This window comes from Amycolatopsis vancoresmycina, from assembly GCF_000716785.1.
GTDB classification, from domain to species: domain Bacteria; phylum Actinomycetota; class Actinomycetes; order Mycobacteriales; family Pseudonocardiaceae; genus Amycolatopsis; species Amycolatopsis vancoresmycina.
Map to the genome: position 1 here is coordinate 164,142 of NZ_JNYY01000016.1, position 21,683 is coordinate 185,824.

4 protein-coding genes are annotated in these 21,683 nt (G+C 74.5%); 1 reads left to right on the forward strand and 3 read right to left on the reverse strand.

Going from position 1 to position 21,683, the window contains the following annotated elements:
* Positions 1-55: 55 nt before the first annotated feature.
* From OO60_RS32580 to OO60_RS32590, 3 genes are all read right to left on the reverse strand, one after another.
* Entirely contained in the window at positions 56-1,396 is a 1,341-nt protein-coding gene (locus tag OO60_RS32580; RefSeq protein WP_051767832.1) for a serine hydrolase domain-containing protein, read from the reverse strand.
* Between the two features lie 98 nt (positions 1,397-1,494).
* Entirely contained in the window at positions 1,495-1,695 is a 201-nt protein-coding gene (locus tag OO60_RS32585; protein ID WP_033262780.1) for an MbtH family protein, read from the reverse strand.
* Between the two features lie 31 nt (positions 1,696-1,726).
* A complete protein-coding gene (locus tag OO60_RS32590) occupies positions 1,727-19,369 on the reverse strand; it encodes a non-ribosomal peptide synthetase (protein ID WP_033262781.1) in 17,643 nt (5,880 codons plus the stop codon).
* Positions 19,370-20,241: 872 nt separating this feature from the next.
* Here OO60_RS32590 and OO60_RS32595 point away from each other — a divergent pair.
* A complete protein-coding gene (locus tag OO60_RS32595; protein WP_003081099.1) occupies positions 20,242-21,645 on the forward strand; it encodes an alpha/beta hydrolase in 1,404 nt (467 codons plus the stop codon).
* The last annotated feature ends 38 nt before the right edge of the window (positions 21,646-21,683 follow it).

Sequence of the window (21,683 nt, forward strand, 5' to 3'; positions counted from 1 at the left end):
ATGAGTCATTCGCGACCTTCCGGCGCGCTGCCGGTGCCCTCGTCCGGGGCGGTGCTCAGGAGGCGCGGCGGCGGCGCCGGGCGACGCGGCCGCCGGCCTGCATCGCGCTGACGGTTCCGGTGGCCGGGTCGGTCAGGAAGCGGCCGCCGATGATGCGGCGGCCCGTGCCCGGTTCGCGGACCGAGAACGACCCGTCGCGCAGCAGGGCCAGCTCCGGGTAGACCTCGCCGTCGACGACCAGCACCGCGTCGCCGTCCGCGCGGACGTCCACCTGGTACTCGAGGTCGCCGTTGGTGTAGTGCCCCGTCAGGTCGGCGGCCGGGCGGGCGGCCCGGTCGAGGTCGCGGGGCAGCTCGTAGTCGCCCACCGGCAGGCCCTCGGCCCGCAGCGCCGCGACCAGGTCCGTCCACAGTGCCGCGCCCGTGTTCCCGTTGGTGGTCAGCGCGACGACCCGGCCGTGCGCGGCGTCGACCCGCAGGTGGCAGGACGTGCCGTCGGCGGTGCCGTCGTGGCCGGTCCAGTCCGCGTCCGCGCCGCGGTAGCCGGCCAGCCCGAGCCCCCAGCTGTCGGCCAGGCCGAACGGTTCCGCCCCCGGCACCGGCCGGCGCATCAGCTCGGCCAGGTCGGCCGGCAGCGGGCCGTCGCCGCCGCCGAACATGCCGCCGAACGCCGCCAGGTCCTCGGCGCTCAGCGCGAGCGCCCCGGCCGCGGCCTCGGCGGCGGTCAGGGTTTGCGCGACCGGCCGGGCCCGGCCGGTCGCCGCGTGCACGGCGTGCCCGCTGACGTGCGCGCCGGCCCGGCGCCGCGCACCCGGCTCGACGACGAACGCGGCGTCGATCCCGAGCTCGTCGAGCAGCAGCGTCTCCACCGCCTCCCACCAGCTCATCCCGGTGATGGCCTCGACCACGTACCCGGTCAGCACGTAGCCGACGTTGGAGTAGGAGAAGCCCACCCCGGGCGGCTGGACGAGCCCGGCGTCGCGGCACGCCCGCAGGTAGCGGCGGGCCGAACCGCCGTCGGCGGCGGCGCCGAGCGCGGCCGGCAGCCCGCCGGTGTGGCTGAGCACCTGCCCGACGGCCGGTCTGCCGACCTGCGGGCCGAGCCCGTCCAGGTGCTCGCCGAGCGGGTCGTCCGGGTCGAGGTCGCCGTCGGCCACGAGCAGCATCGCCAGCGCCGCGGTGAACGCCTTGGTGATGGACCCCACCGGGAACTTCGCCTCGGCGGTGACCGCACCGGCGGTGACGGAGTCCGTCCGGCCGCCGTCGGTGACGACCAGCTGGGCGGCCGGTACGCCGTGCTTGTGGGCCAGGCCGGCGAGCAGCCGCTGCAGCCGCCCGCCGGCCGCGGGTCCGGGGACCCGCAGGGTGGACTGGGTGAGCGTTGTGGGAGTGGGCATGGGGTGGGGACCTTCCGCGTCAGGACAAGGGGAACCCGGGTCGTGAGTGGTAAGGCGGGTTAGAACCCGCCTTACCACTCACGACGGGCGTGGTGGGCTCAGGCGTCGGCGGCCATCTGCCGCTGCAGGCTCAGCGGCCGCATGTCGGTCCACACCTCGTCGACGTGGTCCATGCACTCCTGGCGGCCGCCGCGGAAGCCGTCGGCGCGCCAGCCCGCGGGTACCTCGTTCGCCACCGGCCACAGCGAGTACTGGCCCTCGTCGTTGACCAGTACCTGGAACTCGGCGTCGTCCTGCATCGGTTTCACCTTTCCTGTAAGGGTTTTTCGGTCAGTTCTCGTGGCCGGCGGCGAGCCGCTCGAGGTCGGCCAGCACCCGCTCTTCGACGAGCTCGGCCAGCGCCAGCACGGTGCCGGCGGTGAGCACGTCCTTCGGGGTCAGCTCGACGTCGAAGGCGGACTTCGTCATCGAGGTGATCCGCAGGCTGCGCAGCGAATCGCCGCCGAGGGCGTAGAAGTTGTCTTCGACGCCGACGCGGTCGAGGCCGAGCGCCTCGGCCCAGATCGCGGCGAGGACCTCTTCGGTCTCGGTTTCCGGCGCGGCGTACCCCGCGCTCTCCTCCGGCGCTTCCGGGGCCGGCAGCGCCCGCCGGTCGAGTTTCCCGTTGGCGGTCAACGGAAGCGCGTCGAGGCGGACGAACGCGGCGGGCACGAAGTGGGCCGGCAGGGTCGCGGCGACGTGCTCCCGCAGGCCGGACGCGGTGCCCGGATCGGCCACCACGTAGGCGATCAGCCGCTGGTCGGCCGCGACGACAGCGGCGTCGCGGACGTCCGGGTGCTTGCGCAGCACCGCCACGATCTCGCCGGGCTCGATCCGGAACCCGCGGATCTTGACCTGGTCGTCGGCGCGGCCGAGGAACTCCACTGTCCCGTCGGCGCGCCACCGCACCAGGTCGCCGGTGCGGTACATCCGCGCCCCCGGCGCCCCGAACGGGTCGGCGAGGAACCGGGTGGCGGTCAGCCCCGGCCGGTCGAGGTAGCCGCGGGCGAGGCCGGCGCCGGAGACGTACAGCTCCCCCGCGACCCCGATCGGCACCGGCCGGAGCGCGGTGTCGAGGACGCGGACGCGGGTGTTGCGGATCGGGCGGCCGATCGGCGGGGTGGTCCCGGGTTCGAGGGGGTCGCTCCAGGTCGCCACCACCGTCGTTTCGGTGGGCCCGTAGGCGTTGATCATCCGGCGGCCCGGCGCCCAGCGGGCCACCAGGTCGGCCGGGCACGCTTCGCCGCCGACCACCAGGGTGCGGAACGCGGGCAGCTCGACGTCGGGCACGCTCGCCATGGCCACCGGCGGGATCAGCGCGTGGGTGACGCGTTCGTCGCGCAGCACGGCGGCCAGGTGGTCGCCGAGCAGCGGCCCGGGCGGCGGCACGACCAGCGCGGCCCCCGCCGGGAGCGCCATGCACAGCTCCAGCACCGACGCGTCGAAGCTCGGCGAGGAGAACTGCAGCACGCGGTCGCCCGGCCGGACGTCGAAGTGCGCGATCTCGGCGCCCGAGAAGCTCGCCAGGCCGGCGTGGGTGACGACGACGCCCTTGGGCGTGCCGGTGGAGCCCGAGGTGTAGATGACGTACGCGGGCGCGGTCAGGGCCACCGTCCGCCCGAGCGGGTCCGCCGGGCCGTGCGCCTCGGAGCCGTCGAGGACCAGCGGGTCGGCCACCGGCAGCGGCGTCCCCGGCTGGGTCACCACGACGACGGGGTGCGCGTCGGCGAGCATGAACGCGATCCGCTCGGCCGGGTAGTCCGGGTCGACCGGCAAGTAGGCGGCGCCGGTTTTCAGCACGGCCAGCTGCGCGACGACGATCTCCACCGAGCGCGGCAGGGCGAGCGCGACGATCCGCTCGGGTCCGGCCCCGCGCGCGGCCAGCAGCCGGGCCAGCCGGTCGGCGCGGGCGTCGAGTTCGGCGAAGGTGAGCTGCTCCTCGCGCGAGATCACGGCGACGGCGTTGGGCGTGCGGGCCGCCTGGGCCTCGATCAGCTCGGTGAGGGTGACCGGCGGGACCTCGTGGGCGGTGTCGTTGAACGCGTCCAGGACCTGGTCGCGTTCGGCGGCGGTGAGGACGTCGAAGGCCCGCAGCGGCCGGGCCGGGCCGGCGGCGATCGCGTCGAGGAGGTGTTCGAGCTGTCCGGCCAGCCGCTCGATCGTCGGCTCGTCGAACAGCGCCGGGTCGTAGCCCAGGCCGAGCGACAGCCGCGGGCCGGGGGCGGCCACGACGCTGAGCGGGTAGTTGGTCGTCTCCATCGCCTGCAGGTCGCGCAGCCGCACGCCGCCGGCGGCAGCGTCATCGGCGGTGACCGGGTAGTTCTCGAACACGACGAGGCTGTCGAACAGGTTCCGGCCGCCGCCGACCCCACTCCACGCCTGCACCGCGGTCAGCGGGACGTGCTCGAACCGGCGTGATTCCGCTTGCGCGGCCTGCAGGTCCCGCAGCCAGCCGGCGACCGGGGCCGCCGGGTCGGCGGTGACCCGCACCGGCAGGGTGTTGATGAAGATGCCGGTGATGTCGTCGACACCGGCCAGCCCGGCCGGGCGGCCGGACACGGTGGCGCCGAAGCAGACGTCGGCCTCGCCGCTGTGCCGGGCCAGCAGCAGCGCCCAGGCACCCTGCACGACGGCGTTCAGGGTGAGCCGCTCGCGCCGGGCGAACGCCGCCAGCCGGCCGGTCGCCGCCTCGCCGAGGTCGCGGCTGACCCACGTCGACGAGCTCGATTCGTGCGCCCCCACGGGAATCCGGTCGTAGGGCAGCGGCGTCGGCTCGGTGACGTCGCCGAGCTCGCGGCGCCAGTACTCCTCGGCGCCTTCGGCACTCTGGTTGCTCAGCCACGTCACGTAGTCGGCGAACGGGCGGCGGTGCGGCAGCGCGGGTGCGGTGCCGTCGCGCAGGGCCGCGTAGGCGGTGCAGACGTCGGCGAGCACCTGGAAGACGCTCCAGCCGTCCAGCAGGACGTGGTGGAAGGTCCAGAGCAGCTGGACGGCGTCGCCGGGCAGCCGGGCCAGGGTGACCCGCAGCAGCGGCGCGGCCGTCAGGTCGAACGGCACGTCGTGATCGCGGGCGAGCAGCTCGCGCAGGGCCTCCTCGCGGTCGCGGTGCCGCCAGTCGAGCTCGGTGACCGGCACCCGTGCCTCGCGGTGGACCACGAGCAGCGGCTCGGGGACGTCCTCCCAGACGACGCTGCCGCGCAGCACCGGCGTCCGGTCCACGACGTGCTGCCAGGCTTCGGCCAGCAGCCGCGGCTCGGCGACGCCGTCCAGGACGGCGGTGACCTGTTCGAAGTAGACGCCCTGGGCTTCCTGGGACAGGCCGTGGAAGACCATCCCGGCCTGCATCGGGGTCAGCGGGTGGACCTCGGTGACCCCGCGGCCGTCGCCGGCGATCCGGTCGACCTGCCGCTGGTCCAGCCCGGCCAGCGGGAAGTCGCTCGGGGTGCGGCCGCCCGCGCCCGGCGCCGCGCAGTGGGCGACGGCTTCGCCCAGGGCGGCCACCAGGTCCGCGGCCAGCTTTTCGACCGTGGCGGCGGTGTGCGTGTCGCGGTAGTAGGACCAGGTGAGTTCCAGGGAGTCCCGGTCCACCCGGCCGACGACGTCGAGCAGGTGCGCCCGGCCCGCGCCCTCGCCGACCGCCGAGTCCAGGCTGCCGGCCGCGCCGTCGAGCCGGCCCAGGTAGTTGAAGCTGATCTGCGGCGCGAGCGCGGGTGCGGTCCCGGCCAGGTACCGCAGCGCGCCGTAGCCGACGCCGCGGCGGGGCACCGCGCGCAGCTGTTCCTTCACCGACTTGAGCAGGGCGCCCCAGTCGCCGCCGATGCGCAGCGCGACCGGGTACAGCGAGGTGAACCAGCCGACCGTGCGGGACAGGTCGACGTCGTCGAACAGGTCCTCGCGGCCGTGGCCCTCCAGGTCGACCAGGACGCCGTCGCGGCCGGTCCAGCGGGCCAGCACCCGGCCCAGCGCGGCCAGGAGCACGTCGTTGGCCTGCGTCCGGTAGCCGCCGGGCACGTCCTGCAGCAGCGCCCGGGTCAGCTCGGGATCGAGCCGCGTGGTGACGGTGGCGGCGCCGGTGCCGGTGGCGCCGCCGTCGACCGGCAGGGTCGCGTCGACCGCGAGGGCTTCGCGCCAGTACGGCAGTTCGCCGTCGAACCCGCCCGCGCCGGCGTGCGCGGCGAGGCGGTTGGCCCAGTCGCGGAACGCCGTCGTCTTCGGCGGCAGCGGGCCGCCGCGGTAGGCGGTTTCCAGGTCCTCCAGCAGGATCCGCCACGAAACGCCGTCGACGACGAGGTGGTGGACCGTCAGCTGCAGCACCGTGGGTTCCAGGAGTTCGGCGGTCAGCAGCGGCCCGCTCGCGATGTCGATGTCCGCGCCGAAGAGCTCGGCCGGTTCGGCGGCGGCGTTTTCCTGGCCGCCGCCGGTGAACCGCATCCGCAGGGCGTCGTGGTGCTCGGTCAGGGTGGCCAGGGCCGCGCGCAGGGACTCGACGTCGAACGGCTCCGCGCGCTCGATCCGGACCGACTGCGTGAACCCGTCCGGGTCGCCGAAGTCCCCGGCGAAGAACCAGTGCTGGATCGGCGTCAGGGCGGCGGGACCGGTGACCGGGCCCTGCTCGGCCACGGTCACCGCGGCCGAGCCCGCCGCGACGGCCAGCGCGGCGACGGTCTGGTGGGCGAACAGGTCCCGCGGGGTGAGCGCGAGGCCGTGGCGCCGGGCCCGGGAGACGACCTGGATGCTGAGGATCGAGTCGCCGCCCAGCTCGAAGAAGTTGTCCTCGACGCCGACACCCGGCACGCCGAGCACATCGGCCCAGACCTCGGCGAGCGCGCGTTCGGTGTCCGTGCGCGGCGGCACGTACCCGGCCATCGGTTCCGCGGCGGGCTCCGGGAGCGCCTTGCGGTCGACCTTCCCGTTGGCGCTCAACGGAAGCGCGTCGAGCGTCACGAAGGACGACGGCACCATGTAGTCGGGCAGGTCCTGCTGCAGCCACGCGCGCAGGTCCGGCTTCCCCGCCGTGACGACGTAGGCAACCAGCCGCCGGTCCCGGGCGACGACCACGGCTTCGGTGACGTCCGGGTGGGCGGCCAGTGCGGTCTCGATCTCGCCCAGCTCGATCCGGAAGCCGCGGATCTTCACCTGGTCGTCGGCGCGGCCGACGAACTCCAGCACGCCGTCGCCGGTCCAGCGGACGACGTCGCCGGTGCGGTACACCCGCTCCCCCGGCGCGCCGAACGGGTTGGCCACGAACCGTTCCGCGGTCAGCCCCGGGCGGCCGAGGTAGCCGCGGGTCACGCCGGTACCGGCGATGAACAGCTCGCCCGTCACGCCCGGCGGGACCGGCCGCAGCCCCTCGTCCAGGACGTAGGCGGCCATGTTGTCCAGGGGCCGGCCGATCGGCATCGCGTCCGGCACGGCGGCTTCGGGCGCCAGGAAGTACCGGCTGGCGAACGTGGTCGTCTCGGTGGGGCCGTAGCCATCGACGACGGTCAGCCCGGGGCAGGCGGCCCGCACCTGGCGGACGGCGGCGGCCGGCACGACGTCGCCGCCGGTCCACACCTCGCCCACGCCACGCAGGCACGCGGGATCCTCCTGCGCCAGCAGCCGGAACAGCCCGGCGGTCAGCCACAGCGCCGTGACCCCGTGCCGGGTGACGACGTCCCGCAGCACCTCGGCGTCCACGTCGCCGGGCGGGGCGACGACCACCCGGCCGCCGGTCAGCAGCGGCACCCACACCTCGTAGGTGGAGGCGTCGAACGCCTGCGGCGAGTGCAGCAGCACGGTCCGGTGCGCTTCACCGGCGAACGAGCGGTCCGAGGCCAGGCCCACGATGTCGCGGTGGGTCACCGCGACCCCCTTCGGCTTGCCCGTCGACCCGGACGTGTACATCACGTAGGCCAGGTTCCCGGGCCGCACGGGGACCTCCGGCACCCCCGCCGAACCGGTCTCGTCCACCCGGACCACCGGTCCACTGTGGACGTCCTGATAGGACTCCTGGGCGATGACCACGGACACGTCCGCTTCGGCCAGGACCAGGCGCATCCGGCTCGCCGGGGCGCGGAGGTCGACCGGGACGTAGGCGGCACCGGCCTTGAGCACGGCCAGCTCGGCGACGACGAGCTCGGGCGAGCGTTCCAGCAGCAGCCCGACCCGGTCCTCCGCCCCGACCCCCAGTTCGACCAACCGCGACGCGAGCCGGTCGGCGCGGGTGTCGAGCTCCGCGTAGGTCAGGTCGCCGACCGCCGTCGCGTCCGGGGTCCGGCGGACCTGGTCGGCGAACCGGCTCACGACGGTGGCTTCGGGCACCGGGTGGGCCGTGTCGTTGAACGTCCGCAGGACGAGCTCGCGGTCGGCGCCGGTGAGCAGGTCGAGTTCGCCGACCCGGCCGCCGGGATCGGCGGCGATGCGCGCCAAGGCCAGCGCCAGGTGGGCGGCGAGCCGGTCGATCGTGGCCCGGTCGAACAGGTCCGGGTCGTGGTCGAACGCCACCGACAGCCGCTCGCCCGGCGTGACGACCACGCTGAGCGGGTAGTTGGTCGGCTGCAGGTCGCCTTCTTCGTGCAGGCCGATCCCGTGCCCGGCCAGGGCGTCGGCGTCGAACGGGTAGTTCTCGAACACCAGGATGCTGTCGAACAGCGTGCTGCCGCCCGCCCAGCCCTGCAGCTGGGCCAGCGACACGAAGTCGAACCGGCGGGACCGGGCCTGCGCGGCCTGCAGCTCCCGCAGCCAGTCCGAAACAGTCAGTCCATCGTGGACGGACACCGGGGCGGGCAGGGTGTTGATGAACAGCCCGACCATCGACTCGACGCCGGGCAGGTCGGCCGGCCGCCCGGACACCGTGGTGCCGAAGACGACGTCGGATTCGCCGCTGTGCCGGGAAAGCACGAGCCCCCAGGCGCCCTGCACGATCGTGTTGAGCGTGAGACCGGCGCGCCGCGCCAGCTCGCGCAGCCCGTCGGCGGGCACCGACACGTGCACCGAAGCGGCGGACCGGGCGCGGTGCGCCTCCACCGGACGGCGGTCGTAGGGCAGCGGCGTCGGCGTCCGCAGCCCGGAAAGCTGCTCGCGCCAATGGGTTTCGGCGGCCGTGGTGTCCTGGTCGCCGAGCCAGCGCAGGTACTCGCGGAACGGCGGGCGGTGCCCCGGCGCGCTGGAGCCCGCGTACCGGGCGCAGACCTCGCCGAACACCTGCGCGGCGCTCCAGCCGTCGAGCAGCACGTGGTGGAACGTCCACACGACCAGCACGTCCCCGCCGGGCAGGCGGGCGAACGCCAGCCGCATCAGCGGCGCGGCCGCCAGGTCGAACCCCTGGGCGCGGTCCGCGTCGAGGAACCGCTCCTGCTCGCGTTCGCGCTCGTCGCCGCCGAGCGCGGTCCAGTCGAGGTGGACGACGGGGACACCGGCGGTGCGGTCGACGACCTGCAGCGGTTCGTCGAGGCCGTCCCAGACGACGCGGCTGCGCAGCACCGGCGTGTCCGCGACCACCCGCTGCCACGCGCGGGCGAGGCGGGCGGGGTCGTCGATGCCGGTCAGCCGCAGCCGCACCTGGTTGAGGTAGGTCCCGGCGGCGCCGTCGACGAGGCTGTGGAAGACCATGCCCGCCTGCATCGGCGTGAGCGGGTAGATGTCCTCGACCCCGCGGCCGTCGCCGGCCAGCCGGTCCACTCCGGCCTGGTCGAGCCGGGCGAGCGGGAAGTCCGACGGCGTGCGGCCGCCGGCGTCCGGCCGGGCGCAGTGCTCGACGATCCCGGTGAGCGCCTCGAGCAGGGCGCCGGCCAGCCGGCGCACGGTGGCTTCGGTGTGCACGCCCGGCGCGTAGTGCCAGGTCAGCTCCAGCTCGTCGCCGACGACCGCGCCGATGACGTCCAGCTGGTGCGGCCGGGTCTGCCCGGGGTGGGCCGCGCCGCCGAGGCCGCCGCCGTGGTCGAACCGGCCCAGGTAGTTGAAGCTGATCCGCGGGTCGATCTCCGGGACAGTGCCGGTGAGGTAGCGCAGGGCGCCGTAGCCGATGCCCCGGCGGGGAACCGCGCGGAGCTGTTCCTTCGTCGCCTTGAGCGCGTCACCCCAGTCGCCGCCGGTCGCGGTCAGCTCGACCGGGAAGATCGACGTGAACCAGCCGACCGTGCGGGAGAGGTCGAGGCCGGGGAACAGGTCTTCCCGGCCGTGGCCTTCGACGTCGGCCAGCACGCGGTCGCGGCCGGTCCAGTCCCGCAGGACCCGGCCGAGCGCGGCCAGCAGGACGTCGTTGACCTGCGTCCGGTACGCCGCCGGCACGTCGTGCAGCACCGCACGGGTCGCTTCGGCGGGCAGCCGCACGACCACGGATTCCGCCGAGCCGTAGGTGTTCTCGCCCGTTCCGTCGACCGGCAGCACCGGGTCGGCGCCGATCGCCGCCCAGTGGGCGAGTTCGTCGTCGAACCCGCCGCCGTCCGCGTGGCCGGCCAGGGTGCGGGCCCAGTCGCCGAAGGACGTCGTCCGGGGCGGGAGCTCGCCGCCGGCCAGCAGGGTTTCCAGGTCCTCCAGGAGGATCCGCCAGGACACGCCGTCGACGACCAGGTGGTGCGCGGTGAGCGTCAGCGTCGTCCCGGCCAGCCCGGCGCGCAGCAGCGGCCCCTTTTCGAGGTCGATGGTGGCGTCGAGGACATCGGCGACGTCGTCGGTGTAGTGCTGGCCGCCGGGGGTGAACCGCAGGCGCAGGGCGTCGTGGTGCCGTTGGAGGTCCTGCAGCGCGCGGCGCAGCACGGCCGGGTCGGGCGGCTCGGGCAGTTCCACCGAAACGGACTGGACGAACTGCTCCGGGTGCACCGGCCGCGGGTCGAGGTACCAGTGCTGCACCGGTGTCAGCGGGACCTCGCCGGTCATCGGCCCGTCGTGCGCCGCGACGGGCGCGGCCGGGGTGGCGGCGAGGGCGAGCGCGGCGACGGTCGGGTGGTCGAACACCTGGCCGGGCATCAGGTCGAGCCCGGCGCGGCGGGCGCGCGACACCACCTGGATGGACAGGATCGAGTCGCCGCCGAGCTCGAAGAAGTTGTCGTCGGCGCCGACCCGGGCCACCCGCAGCACCTCGGCCCAGATCCCGGCGAGCAGCCGCTCGGCGTCGGTGGCGGGTTCGCGGTAGCCCGGCGAGGCGGCGAAGTCCGGTGCGGGCAGCGCCCGGCGGTCGACCTTCCCGTTTTCGCTGAGCGGCAGGGCGTCGAGCGGCACGAACACGGCCGGCACGAGGTAGTCCGGCAGCGACCACAGCAGGAACTCGCGCAGGTCCGGTGTCCCGGCCGCGACGACGTAGGCGACGAGCCGTTTGGTGCCGGCGGTTTCCGCCGCGACGACGACGGCCTCGGTGACGTCCGGGTGGGCGGTCAGCGCGGTTTCGATTTCGCCGAGTTCGACGCGGAAGCCGCGGATCTTGACCTGGTCGTCGGCGCGGCCGACGAACTCCAGGACCCCGGCGCGGGTCCAGCGGACGAGGTCACCGGTGCGGTACATCCGCTCCCCGGGCGCGTCGAACGGGTTCGCCACGAACCGTTCGGCGGTCAGCCCCGGCTGCCCGAGGTAGCCGCGGGCGAGCCCGGTACCGGCCAGGTACAGCTCGCCGACCGCGCCCGGCGGCACCGGCCGCAGCCCGTGGTCGAGGACGTGGGCGGCCATGTCGTCCAGGGGGCCGCCGATCGGCACCACGTCCGGCACCACGTCCCCGGGTGCCACCGCGAACCGGCTGGCGAAGGTCGTCGTCTCGGTCGGGCCGTAGCCGTCGACGACGGTCAGGCCCCGGCACGCGGCCCGCACCTGGCGGATCGCTTCGGCGGGCACGACGTCCCCGCCCGTCCACACCTCGGCCGCCCCGGCCAGGCAGGCCGGGTCTTCCTGGGCCAGCAGGCGGAACAGGCCGGCGGTCAGCCAGAGCGCGGTCACGCCGTGCGCGCCGATCAGCCGGCGCAGGGCGTCCGCGTCGATGTCGCCCGGCGGCGCGACGACCACGCGGCCGCCGTTGAGCAGCGGTACCCAGACCTCGTACGTCGAGGCGTCGAACGCCAGCGGGGAGTGCATGAGCACCGTCCGGTGCGCGGGGCCGGCGAAGCTGCGGTCGCGCGCCAGGCCGGTGATGTCCCGGTGGCTGACGGCCACGCCCTTCGGCGTCCCGGTCGAGCCCGAGGTGTACATGACGTACGCCAGGTTCGTGGGCCGCACCACGACATCGGGGGCTTCGGCCGGGCCGTCCCCGAGTTCGCCGACCCGCAGAATGTGTCCACTGTGGACGTCCTGCGCGAGCGCGCGGCCGGCGTCGTCGGTGATCAGCACGCGCACGCCGTCGAGCAGCGTCGTCAGCCGCTCGCGGGGCGCTCGGGCGTCCAGCGGCAGGTAGGCGCCGCCGGCCTTGAGCACCGCCAGTTCGGCGACGACGACGTCGGCCGACCGGCCGAGCAGCAGCGCCACCAGGCCGTCCCGCCCCGCTCCGGCGCCGAGCAGGCGGTGGGCCAGCCGGTTCGCCCGGGCGTCCAGTTCCGCGTAGGTCAGGGTTTCCCCGCCGGTGACGGCGACCGCGCCGGGCGTGCGGCGGACCTGCTCGGCGAACAGCTCCGGCACGGTCGCGGCCGGGTGGTGCTGCGCGGTGTCGTTCCACCGCGCCAGGTCGTGCCGCTCGGCCTCGGTGAGCATGCGCAGCCGCGAGATCGGCTCGTCCGGCCGGGCCGCGAGTTCGGCCAGGAGGATTTCCAGGTGCCCGGCGAACCCGGCGACCGTCTCGGCGTCGAAGAGCGCGGGGTCGTAGCCGAACAGCAGCTCCAGGCGGTCCTCGCCGGGGTAGGCGACGACGCTGAGCGGGTAGTTGGTCGTTTCGACGCCCCGCAGTTCGCGCAGGCCCAGCTCCGCGGTCACCGGGTAGTTCTCGAAGACCAGCAGCGTGTCGAACTCCCCGCCCCAGCTCTGCAGCCGCGCCAGTGACAGGTGGTCGAACCGGCGGGCCTCGGCCTGCGCGGCCTGGAGGTCGCGCAGCCAGTCGGCGACGCGGGCCTGCTCGCCGACGTCGGCGACGACCGGCAGCGTGGTGATGAACATGCCGGTGATCTCGTCGGCGCCGGGCAGTTCGGCGGGCCGCCCGGACACCGTGGTGCCGAAGCAGACCTCCGGCCGGCCGCCGTGGCGGGCCAGCAGCACCGCCCAGGCACCCTGGACGAGCGTGTTGAGGGTCAGGCCCTGCCGCTGGGCGGCGGTCCGCAGCGGCGCCGCGGGCAGCTCGACCCGCAGCGACGCCGTCGACTCGACGGCGTGGCCGTCGGGGGTGCGGTCGGTGCGCAGCCGGACAGGCTCGGGCCGGCCCGCCAGCTGCGCGCGCCAGAACCGTTCCGCGGCCGGCTGGTCCTGCCCGGCCAGCCACCGGACGTGGTCGGCGAACGGGCGCCGCGCCGGCAGCGGGCGCCCGGCGTGCGCGGCCGAGACGTCCGAGAGCACCTGGAACAGGCTCCAGCCGTCGAGCAGCAGGTGGTGGAACGTCCAGACCACGCGGACCTCGGTCGGCGAGACCCTGGCCAGCAGCAGCCGCATCAGCGGCACGGAACCGAGGTCGAGGCCGGCGGCGCGGTCGGCGGCCAGCACGGTCTCCGGGTCCTCGGGCGCGGTGGTCCAGTCGCGGTACTCGATCGGCAGGGTGACCTGCCGGTGCACCACCTGCACGGGCTCGTCGACGCCGTCCCAGACCACCTGGCTGCGCAGGACTGGCGTCCGGTCCGCCACCCGCTGCCAGGCGCGGCCCAGCGCCGCCGGGTCCGGGACGTCGCTCTGTACGAACGTCACCTGCTGGAGGTAGGCGTGCCGGCCGCCGCCGGTGAGCCGGTGGAAGAGCATGCCGGCCTGGGCCGGGGTGAGCGGGTAGATGTCCTCGACGTCGCGGCCGTCGCCGGCCAGCCGGTCCACCCCGGCCTGGTCCAGGTGCGCGAGGGGGAAGTCCGACGGCGTGCGGCCGCCGGCGCCCGGTTTCGCGCAGTGCGCGACGATCCCGGCCAGTCCCCGGGCGAGGTCGTCGGCGGCCGTGCGGATGGTGGCTTCCTCGTGCAGCTGGTCCGAGTAGAACCAGGTGATCTCCAGGCGGCCCCCGGTGACCCGGGCGACGACGTCGACGGCGTGCGCACGGACGTCGGCGGGGTGCTGCCGGAGTTCCAGGTCCCGTTCGAGGCCCCGGTACAGCTCGCCCCCGGCCTCGAACCGGCCGAGGTAGTTGAAGCTGAGCCGGGGCCTCACCGCGGGAGCGGAACCGGTGAGGTGGTGCAGCACGCCGTAGGACAGGCCGCGGGCGGGGACCGCGCGCAGCTGTTCCTTGACGGACTTGAGGAGGGTGGCGACGTCGCTCCCGGGGACGTCGAGCGCGACCGGGAACAGGGAGGTGAACCAGCCGACCGTGCGGGACAGGTCGACGTCGTCGAACAGGTCCTCGCGGCCGTGGCCTTCGAGGTCGACCAGCACGCGCTCGGCGCCGGTCCAGCGGCGCAGGGCTCCGCCCAGCGCGGCCAGGAGGACGTCGTTGACCTGCGTCCGGTAGACGCCGGGGACGTCCTGCAGCAGCGCCCGGGTCAGCTCGGCGTCGAGCCGGGTGGTGACCGTGCGGGTGCTCGCCACCGTGCCGTCGCCGTCGGTGTCGAGGGGGATCTGGGCGCCGTCGACCGCCTGCCAGTACGGGAGGTCGCCGCCGAAGTCGTGCCCGGCGAGCCGGTTCGCCCACTCCTGGAAGGCCGTCGTGCGGGCACCGAGGGCGCGCCCGTGGTAGGCGTGGTCGAGGTCCTCCAGCAGGATCCGCCACGAGACGCCGTCCACCACCAGGTGGTGCACGGCCAGGCGCAGGGTCGTGCCGGTGAGCTCCGCGCTGACCAGCGGGCCGCGTTCGATGTCGATCTCCGCGCCGAAGACGTCGGCCTCGGCCGGCTCGGCGTGGTGCTGCGTCCACCCGCCGGCCGTCTTCCGGAAGCGCAGCCGCAGGGCGTCGTGGTGGGCGACGACGGTGTTGACCGCCGCGCGCAGCCGGTCTTCGTCGACGTCTTCGGCGAGCCGGACGCTCAGCTGCTGGACGAAGTGGTCCGGGTCGGCCGGGCCGGTGTCGAGGAACCAGTGCTGGATCGGCGTGACGACAACCTCGCCGGTCGCCGCGGGCCGCTCGGCCGCGGGCGCGGCGACCCCGGCCGCCGCGGCGAGCGCGGCGATCGTCTGGTGCCGGAAGACGTCCTTGGTGGTGATCCGCAGGCCGGCCTTCGCCGCTTCGGACACGAGCCGGATGCTCAGGATCGAGTCGCCGCCGAGCTCGAAGAAGTTGTCCTCGACGCCGACCTCGGGCAGGCCGAGTGCGTCGGCCCAGATGGCCGCGAGCAGCCGCTCGGTCTCGGTCCGCGGGGCGACGCGGGTGGTGCCGCCGGTGAAGTCCGGGGCGGGCAGGGCACGCCGGTCGAGCTTGCCGCTGGGGTTCAGCGGCAGGCGGCCGAGCGGCACGAACGCCGACGGCACGAGGTGCGCGGGCAGCGAGGCACCGAGGAACTCCCGCAGGTCGGCGGGTGCCTCGGGCACGACGTAGGCGACCAGCCGCTGGTGCCCGCCGTCGGTGCGGGCGACGACCACGGCCTCGGTGACGTCCGGGTGCTGCCGCAGCGCGGTCTCCACCTCGCCGGGCTCGATCCGGAACCCGCGGATCTTGACCTGGTGGTCGGCGCGGCCCAGGTACTCCAGCTCACCGCGCGCGGTCCAGCGCACGACGTCGCCGGTGCGGTACATCCGGGCGCCCGGCTCGCCGAAGGGGTCGGCGACGAACCGGCCGGCGGTCAGGCCCGGCCGGCCGAGGTAGCCGCGGGCCACCCCGGCGCCGCCGAGGTGCAGCTCGCCGGGGACGCCGACCGGCACCGGCCGCATCCCGGCGTCGAGGACGCAGGCGCGGAGGCCGGCGATCGGGCGGCCGATCGGCGGGGTGCGGTCGGTGTCGTGGTACCACGCGGTGGCGTACACAGTGGACTCGGTGGGCCCGTAGATGTTGGCGATCCGGCTGCCGGGCAACGCCTTCCGGATGTCGTGCAGCGCGTGCAGCGTCAGCGCTTCGCCGGCCAGGACCACAGTGGACGGCCGGACCGACACCGCGCCCTGGGCCAGCAGCTGCGCGAACGCCGACGGCACGCCGCTGACCAGGCCGACCGGCCGGCCGGTGTCCTCGCCCTCGCCGAGGGCCAGCACGTCCCGGACCACCTCGACGGTGGCGCCGGTCATCAGCGGCGCGAAGATCTCGAACACCGAGACGTCGAAGTTCAGCGACGTCGAAGCGACCACTGTGGACCCCGGCCGGAAGACGTCCCGGAAGTCGTTGCCCGCCCACGCCATCAGGTTCGCGGCGCTGCGGTGGGCGACCACGACCCCCTTGGGGCGGCCGGTCGAGCCGGACGTGTGGATCACGTAGGCCGGGTGGTCCGGGTTCGTGGCGCGGCCGAGCGGCTCGCCGGAGCAGCCGTCGAGCAGGCCGGGGTCGTCGAACGCCAAGGTGGGCACGGCGCCGGGACCGCGGCCGTCCGGCGTGAGCAGCAGGGCCGGGGCGGCGTCCTCGAGGATCAGTTCCTGGCGGTCGGCCGGGTAGGCCGGGTCGACCGGGAGGTAGGCGGCGCCGGACTTGAGCACGCCGAGCAGCGCCACCAGGATCCGCTCGGTGCGCGGCAGCGAAACGGCGACGAACCGCTCGGGCCCGGCACCCCGTCCGGCCAGGATCCGGGCCAGCCGGTTGGCCTGCTCGTCGAGCTCGGCGTAGGTGAGCGAGCGGCCCTCGCAGACGACGGCGACCGCGTCCGGCGTGCGGGCCGCCTGGGCCTCGAACAGCTGCGGCAGCGTGGCTTCCGGCGCGGCGGGCACCGGACCGCGGGAGAGCTCGGCGAGGTGGGCCAGCTCGGCGTCGCCCATGATCGGCAGCCCGGCCACCGGCCGGTGCGGCTCGGCGACCACGGCCGCGGCCAGCGTCCGCAGGTGCCCGGCGAACCGGTCGATCGTGGCGGCGTCGAACAGGGCGGTGTCGTACTCGATCGCGAAGCCGCGGCCCTGCGGCTGGAACTCCAGCACCAGGTCGAACCGGGCCCGGGGGCGGGGCAGATCGTGCTCGCCCAAGCGGAGGGCGCCCGCCTCCCGGGGCCGGACCAGGTCCTGCTGCAGCACCAGCAGGACCTGCACCAGCGGGGTCCGGCTCGGGTCACGGGCCGGCCGCAGGTCGTCGACGACCTGGTCGAAGGGCACTTCCGCGGCGGCGAAGGCCGCCAGCGTCGTTTCCCTGACCCGGCCGAGGAAGGTGTCGAACGGTTCTCCCCGGTCGATCGCGGACCGCAGGACGAGGGTGTTGACGAAGAAGCCGGCGAGCCGTTCGAGCTGGTCGTGGTCGCGGCCGGACACCGCGGTGCCGACGGCGACGTCGTCCTGCCCGGTGTAGCGGGCCAGCAGCACCTGGACGAGCGCGGTCAGCGTCGTGAACAACGTCGCCCCGGTGTCGTGGGCCAGCTCGGTGAGGCCGGCGGGCAGGTCGTACCGGCGGATCGCGCCTTCGGTGGCGCGCACGGGCGGGCGCGGCCGGTCGGTGGGCAGGTCCAGGGGCTCGAGCCCGGCGAGCTGCGCCCGCCAGTACGCCAGCTGCCGGTCGCGCAGCGGGCCGGCCAGCCGCTCGTGGTGCCAGCGGGAGTAGTCGCGGTAGCCGATCTCCAGCGGGTCGAGCTTCTCCCCCGCGTACAGCGCGGCGAGCTCGTCGACGAGCAGGCCGACCGACCAGCCGTCGGTGACGATGTGGTGCTGGCTCAGCAGGAGCACGTGGTCTTCGGGGCCACGGCGGAGCAGCAGGGCACGCGTGAGCGGCCCGGTCCCCAGGTCGAACGGGCGGTCCAGCTCGGCCGCGAGCTGCCCGTCCAGGTCGGCTTCGGCCTCGGCCTCCCGCAGGGGGATGGTGCCCTCGTCGGCGACGACCTGGACGCCTTCGCCGTCGACGGTCCGGAACGTCGTCCGCAGTGACTCGTGCCGCGCGGCCAGCGCGTCGAGGCAGGCACGCAGCGCGTCGCGGTCCAGCGGGCCGGTGAGGGTGAGGCCGACACCGGCGTTGTACTCGGTGCTGCCGGGGTTCTGCCGGTCGAGCACCCAGAGGCGGCGCTGGACCGGCGACAGCGGCACCACGGCGTCGTGCGGCACGGACGCGATCCGGCCGGCGGCCGGGGTGTCACCGTCGGGCAGCAGCTCGGCGAGTTTCGCGATGGTGCGGGCGTCGAACACCACCCGCGGCGAGAGGTCGGCGCCGAACCGGGCGCGGATCCGGGCGAGTGCGCGGGCGCCGAGGATCGAGTCGCCGCCGAGCTCGAAGAAGTCCGCGTCGACGCCGATGTCCGGGACACCCAGGACGTCGGCCCAGATCTCGGCGAGGGCCCGCTCGGCCGGGGTCCGCGGCGGAAGGTGCGCGGCCTGCACCTGCGCCTGCCAGTCGGGTTCGGGCAGCGCGTCGCGGTCGAGCTTGCCGTGGTGGGTCAGCGGCATCCGCTCGAGCGGGACGATCGCGGCCGGGACCATGTAGGGCGGCAGCCGGTCGGCCGCGGCGGCGCGCAGCCGCGCCGGGTCGGCGTCTCCGGCGAAGTAGGCGACCAGGCGCTTGACGCGGTCCTCGCGGGCGACGACGACCGCCTCGCGGACACCGTCCTGCGCGAGCAGCAGCGCTTCGATCTCGCCGGGTTCGATCCGGAAGCCGCGGATCTTGACCTGGTGATCGGCCCGCCCGACGAACTCCAGCTCGCCGGTGGTAGTGCGGCGGACGACATCACCGGTCCGGTACATCCGAGCGCCCGGCGCGCCGAAGGGGTCGGCCACGAACCGGCTCGCCGTCAGCCCCGGCCGGTCGAGGTAGCCGCGGGCCAGGCCCGGGCCGGTGACGTAGAGCTCGCCGATTTCGGCGGGGCGCAGCGCGTCGTCGAGGACGTAGGCGGTGGCCTCCGGCAGCGGGCGGCCGATCGGCGGCGTGCCCCCGGGGACCAGCGGGTCGCTCCAGGTGGCCACGACGGTGAACTCGGTGGGGCCGTAGGAGTTGATCATCCGGCGCCCGGGGGCCCAGGTCCGGACCAGTTCAGGCGGGCAGGCGTCCCCGCCGACGATCACCGTGCGGAAGTCCGGCAAGGCGTGCCCGGCCGGCAGCGTGGCGAGCGCGACCGGCGGGATGAGCGCGTGGGTGACCCGGTGCTCGGCCAGGACCTCGGCGAGCCGGTCGCCCAGCAGCGGGCCGGGTGGCGGCACGACCAGGGCCGCCCCGTGCGGCAGCGCCATGCCGAGCTCCAGGATGGACGCGTCGAAGCTCGGCGAGGAGAACTCGAGGACCCGGTCGCCGGGCCGCACGTCGTACTGCTCGCGCATGGCGGCGAAGAAGCCGGGCAGGCCGCGGTGGGTGACGAGCACGCCCTTGGGCACGCCGGTCGAGCCGGACGTGTAGATGAGGTAGGCCGGGTGGTCGACGTGCAGCGGGCGCGTCCGGTCGGCGTCGGTGAGGTCGGTGTCCGGCTCGGCCCGATCGTCGAGTTCGCCGAGGTCGAGGGTGGCTTCCGCGTGCCCGCGGCCCACGACCAGCACCGGCCGCGCGTCGGCCAGCATGAACGCGATCCGCTCGGCGGGCTGGCCGGGGTCGACGGGCAGGAAGGCCACGCCGGCCTTGGCCGCCGCCAGCTGCGCCACGACGAGGTCGGCCGACCGCGGCAGGACGAGCGCGACGACGCCCTCCGGGCCTGCGCCGCGGGAGACCAGCAGCCGCGCCAGCCGGTTCGCCCGTGCGTTCACCGCCGCGTAGCTCGTCGCGACGCCGGCGCCGGTCAGCGCCGTCGCCCCCGGAGTGCGGGCGACCTGCGCTTCGAACAACTCGGCCAGGGTGCGCACGGGCACCGATCTGTCGTCGTCGGCGGCGGGAACCGAGACGTCGTATCGCGGCATTGCGGAAACCTTTCGAGCACGGGTGAGGGCGGCGCAGGGGCCGTCGATGCGCGGGGAGAGCACATCCGGATCGGGCCTGCGACCAGGCGATTCACGAATTGCGATGGAGCAGCGGGCCGGTTCCGGCCGTCGACCCCCCGAGGCCGGGAACCGGTTCTTTTTGCCACTCGTTCAACAAATCGGCCCGGCGTGCCACCCGCCGGGCGAACCCGCTGGAACGAGCGCAAGACACAGTGATCCTTTCCACCCGGACCGCCGCGGCGAGACTCGGAAACAGTTCCGATATCGGCGGTCACCCCCGCGGTGCGATTGCGCACCAGCGACCGCCGAACGCGTGCGACAACCGGCGTTCTTCGTGCAACAGGTCGGTCATCCGGCCGTCAAGTACCCCCAAGACCAGCCGGATTGGCATCACGCTACCCAGAGAACGCGTTGCTCGTACCGCCGAACGGAGCATTGGCGAAAATGTCCAAAAATCGCATCGCTAAGTCCGGACAGCGAGTAGTTCGTCGTCGATTTTTGTTCACTCTTCTGCCGGAAAATGTTACCTCGATTGGGAGGTTTGAGTTTGCTGCAGTGCGCCTACCTGCACCGATCCGGCGCCAGCCGGGTGACGAGCGGAGCCAACCGGGCGGATACCCCTGCAGAAGCAAGTATCGAAATTCGTGGTCCACGTTACGGGACGTCACCCGATTGGCGGGTAACACGGACATCCGCGAAAAGATCGCGTCACGGATGCACCCGGCGCAGATCTTCACGGTCGCCGTCAAGCGGACAAACTTCACGCCGTAATGGTGACCCGGCGATTGCCGCGCCTTGCGACCCGCGGCCGGCTACCCCTACGGTCGGCGAGTCGACGAAGGGGAGGCGGCGTGCGCGTGTTCGCAGCGGTACTGGGAAGCCTGCTCATCCTGGCCGGCGGCACGCCCGCCGTGGCCGGCCCCGGCTGGTCGCCGGCACCGATTGTCTGGACAACCTGTCCCGACGACCCGGACAGCCCCGCCCCGCCCGACGGCGAGTGCAGCACGCTGCAGGTGCCCCTGGACTGGGCGCGGCCGTGGGGCCCGTCGATCAGCCTCGCGGTGGCCCGGCACCGGGCGTCCGATCCCGCGCACCGGCTCGGCGTGCTGCTGGCCGATCTCGGCGGCCCCGGCTCGTCGAACGCGGAGTTCGCGCTGAGCCCCGGCCTCTTCAGCCCGGAGGTCCAGGCCCGGTTCGACGTGGTCGGCTTCGACGTGCGCGGCACCGGCCGCAGCGAGTTCGTCAAGTGCGCGGACACGACCGCCCCGCCGGACGACGAGCCGGCCGGCCGCGCGCAGTTCGACGCGCTGCGCAGCTACCAGGAGAAAGCGGTTTCCGACTGCCGCGCCCGCAACCTCCCCGTCTTCGACCACGCCGACACCGGCGTCAACGCCGAGGACATGGACGCGGTCCGCCGCGCGCTGGGCGAAGCCCGGATCAGCTTCCTCGGCATTTCCTACGGCACGCTGCTCGGGCAGCAGTACGCCGAGAAGCACGGCGACCGGGTCCGGGCGCTGGTGCTCGACAGCTCCATCGACCACAGCGCCGGCCTGGAGCGCTTCCTCGGCGACCGGGCCGCCGCCGCGGACGACCTGCTCCGCCAGTTCGCCGCGTGGTGCGACCGGACGGCGACCTGCGCGCTGCACGGCCGGGACGTCCTGGCGCTCTGGCCGCGGGCCCTCGCGGTGGCCGACGGGCTGCCGGCGCCGCACAACTGGCTGCGCGACCGGGTGTTCAAGGACATGTACGGGCCCGACTGGGCCGACGCGGCCCAGGTCATCGACAGCACCCTCGCCGGGCAGCCACCGGTGACCGCGCAGTTCGAGTACAACTACGACTCGATCCGCCTGGCCGTCGTCTGCCAGGACTTCGACCTCCGGATCCGGGATTTCGCGCAGTACCGCGTGCTGCACGCCGAAGAGCTGCGCCGCGGGCCGCTGATGCGCGGCAGCATGCTGGGCCACAGCGAGGCGATGGCGTGCCTGGGCGTCCACGGGCCGCCGTCGAACCCGCCCCACCGGCTGAACCTCTCGCGCGCCCCGCAGGTCCTGCTGCTGAATTCCCGGTACGACCCGGCAACGCCGTACGCCTGGGCCCTCGCCATCCACCACCAGGCACCGGCGAACACGACGTTGCTGACGTACGAGGGCTCGGGCCACGGCGTCTACCCGCGCACGGCCTGCACCCGGGCGGCGGTGGACCGCTACCTGCTGACGCTGGAACCGCCGCGGCACGACGTCAGCTGCCCGGCCTGACCACGCGACGGCTCGCGCCGATCCTTTCCGGCGCTCTC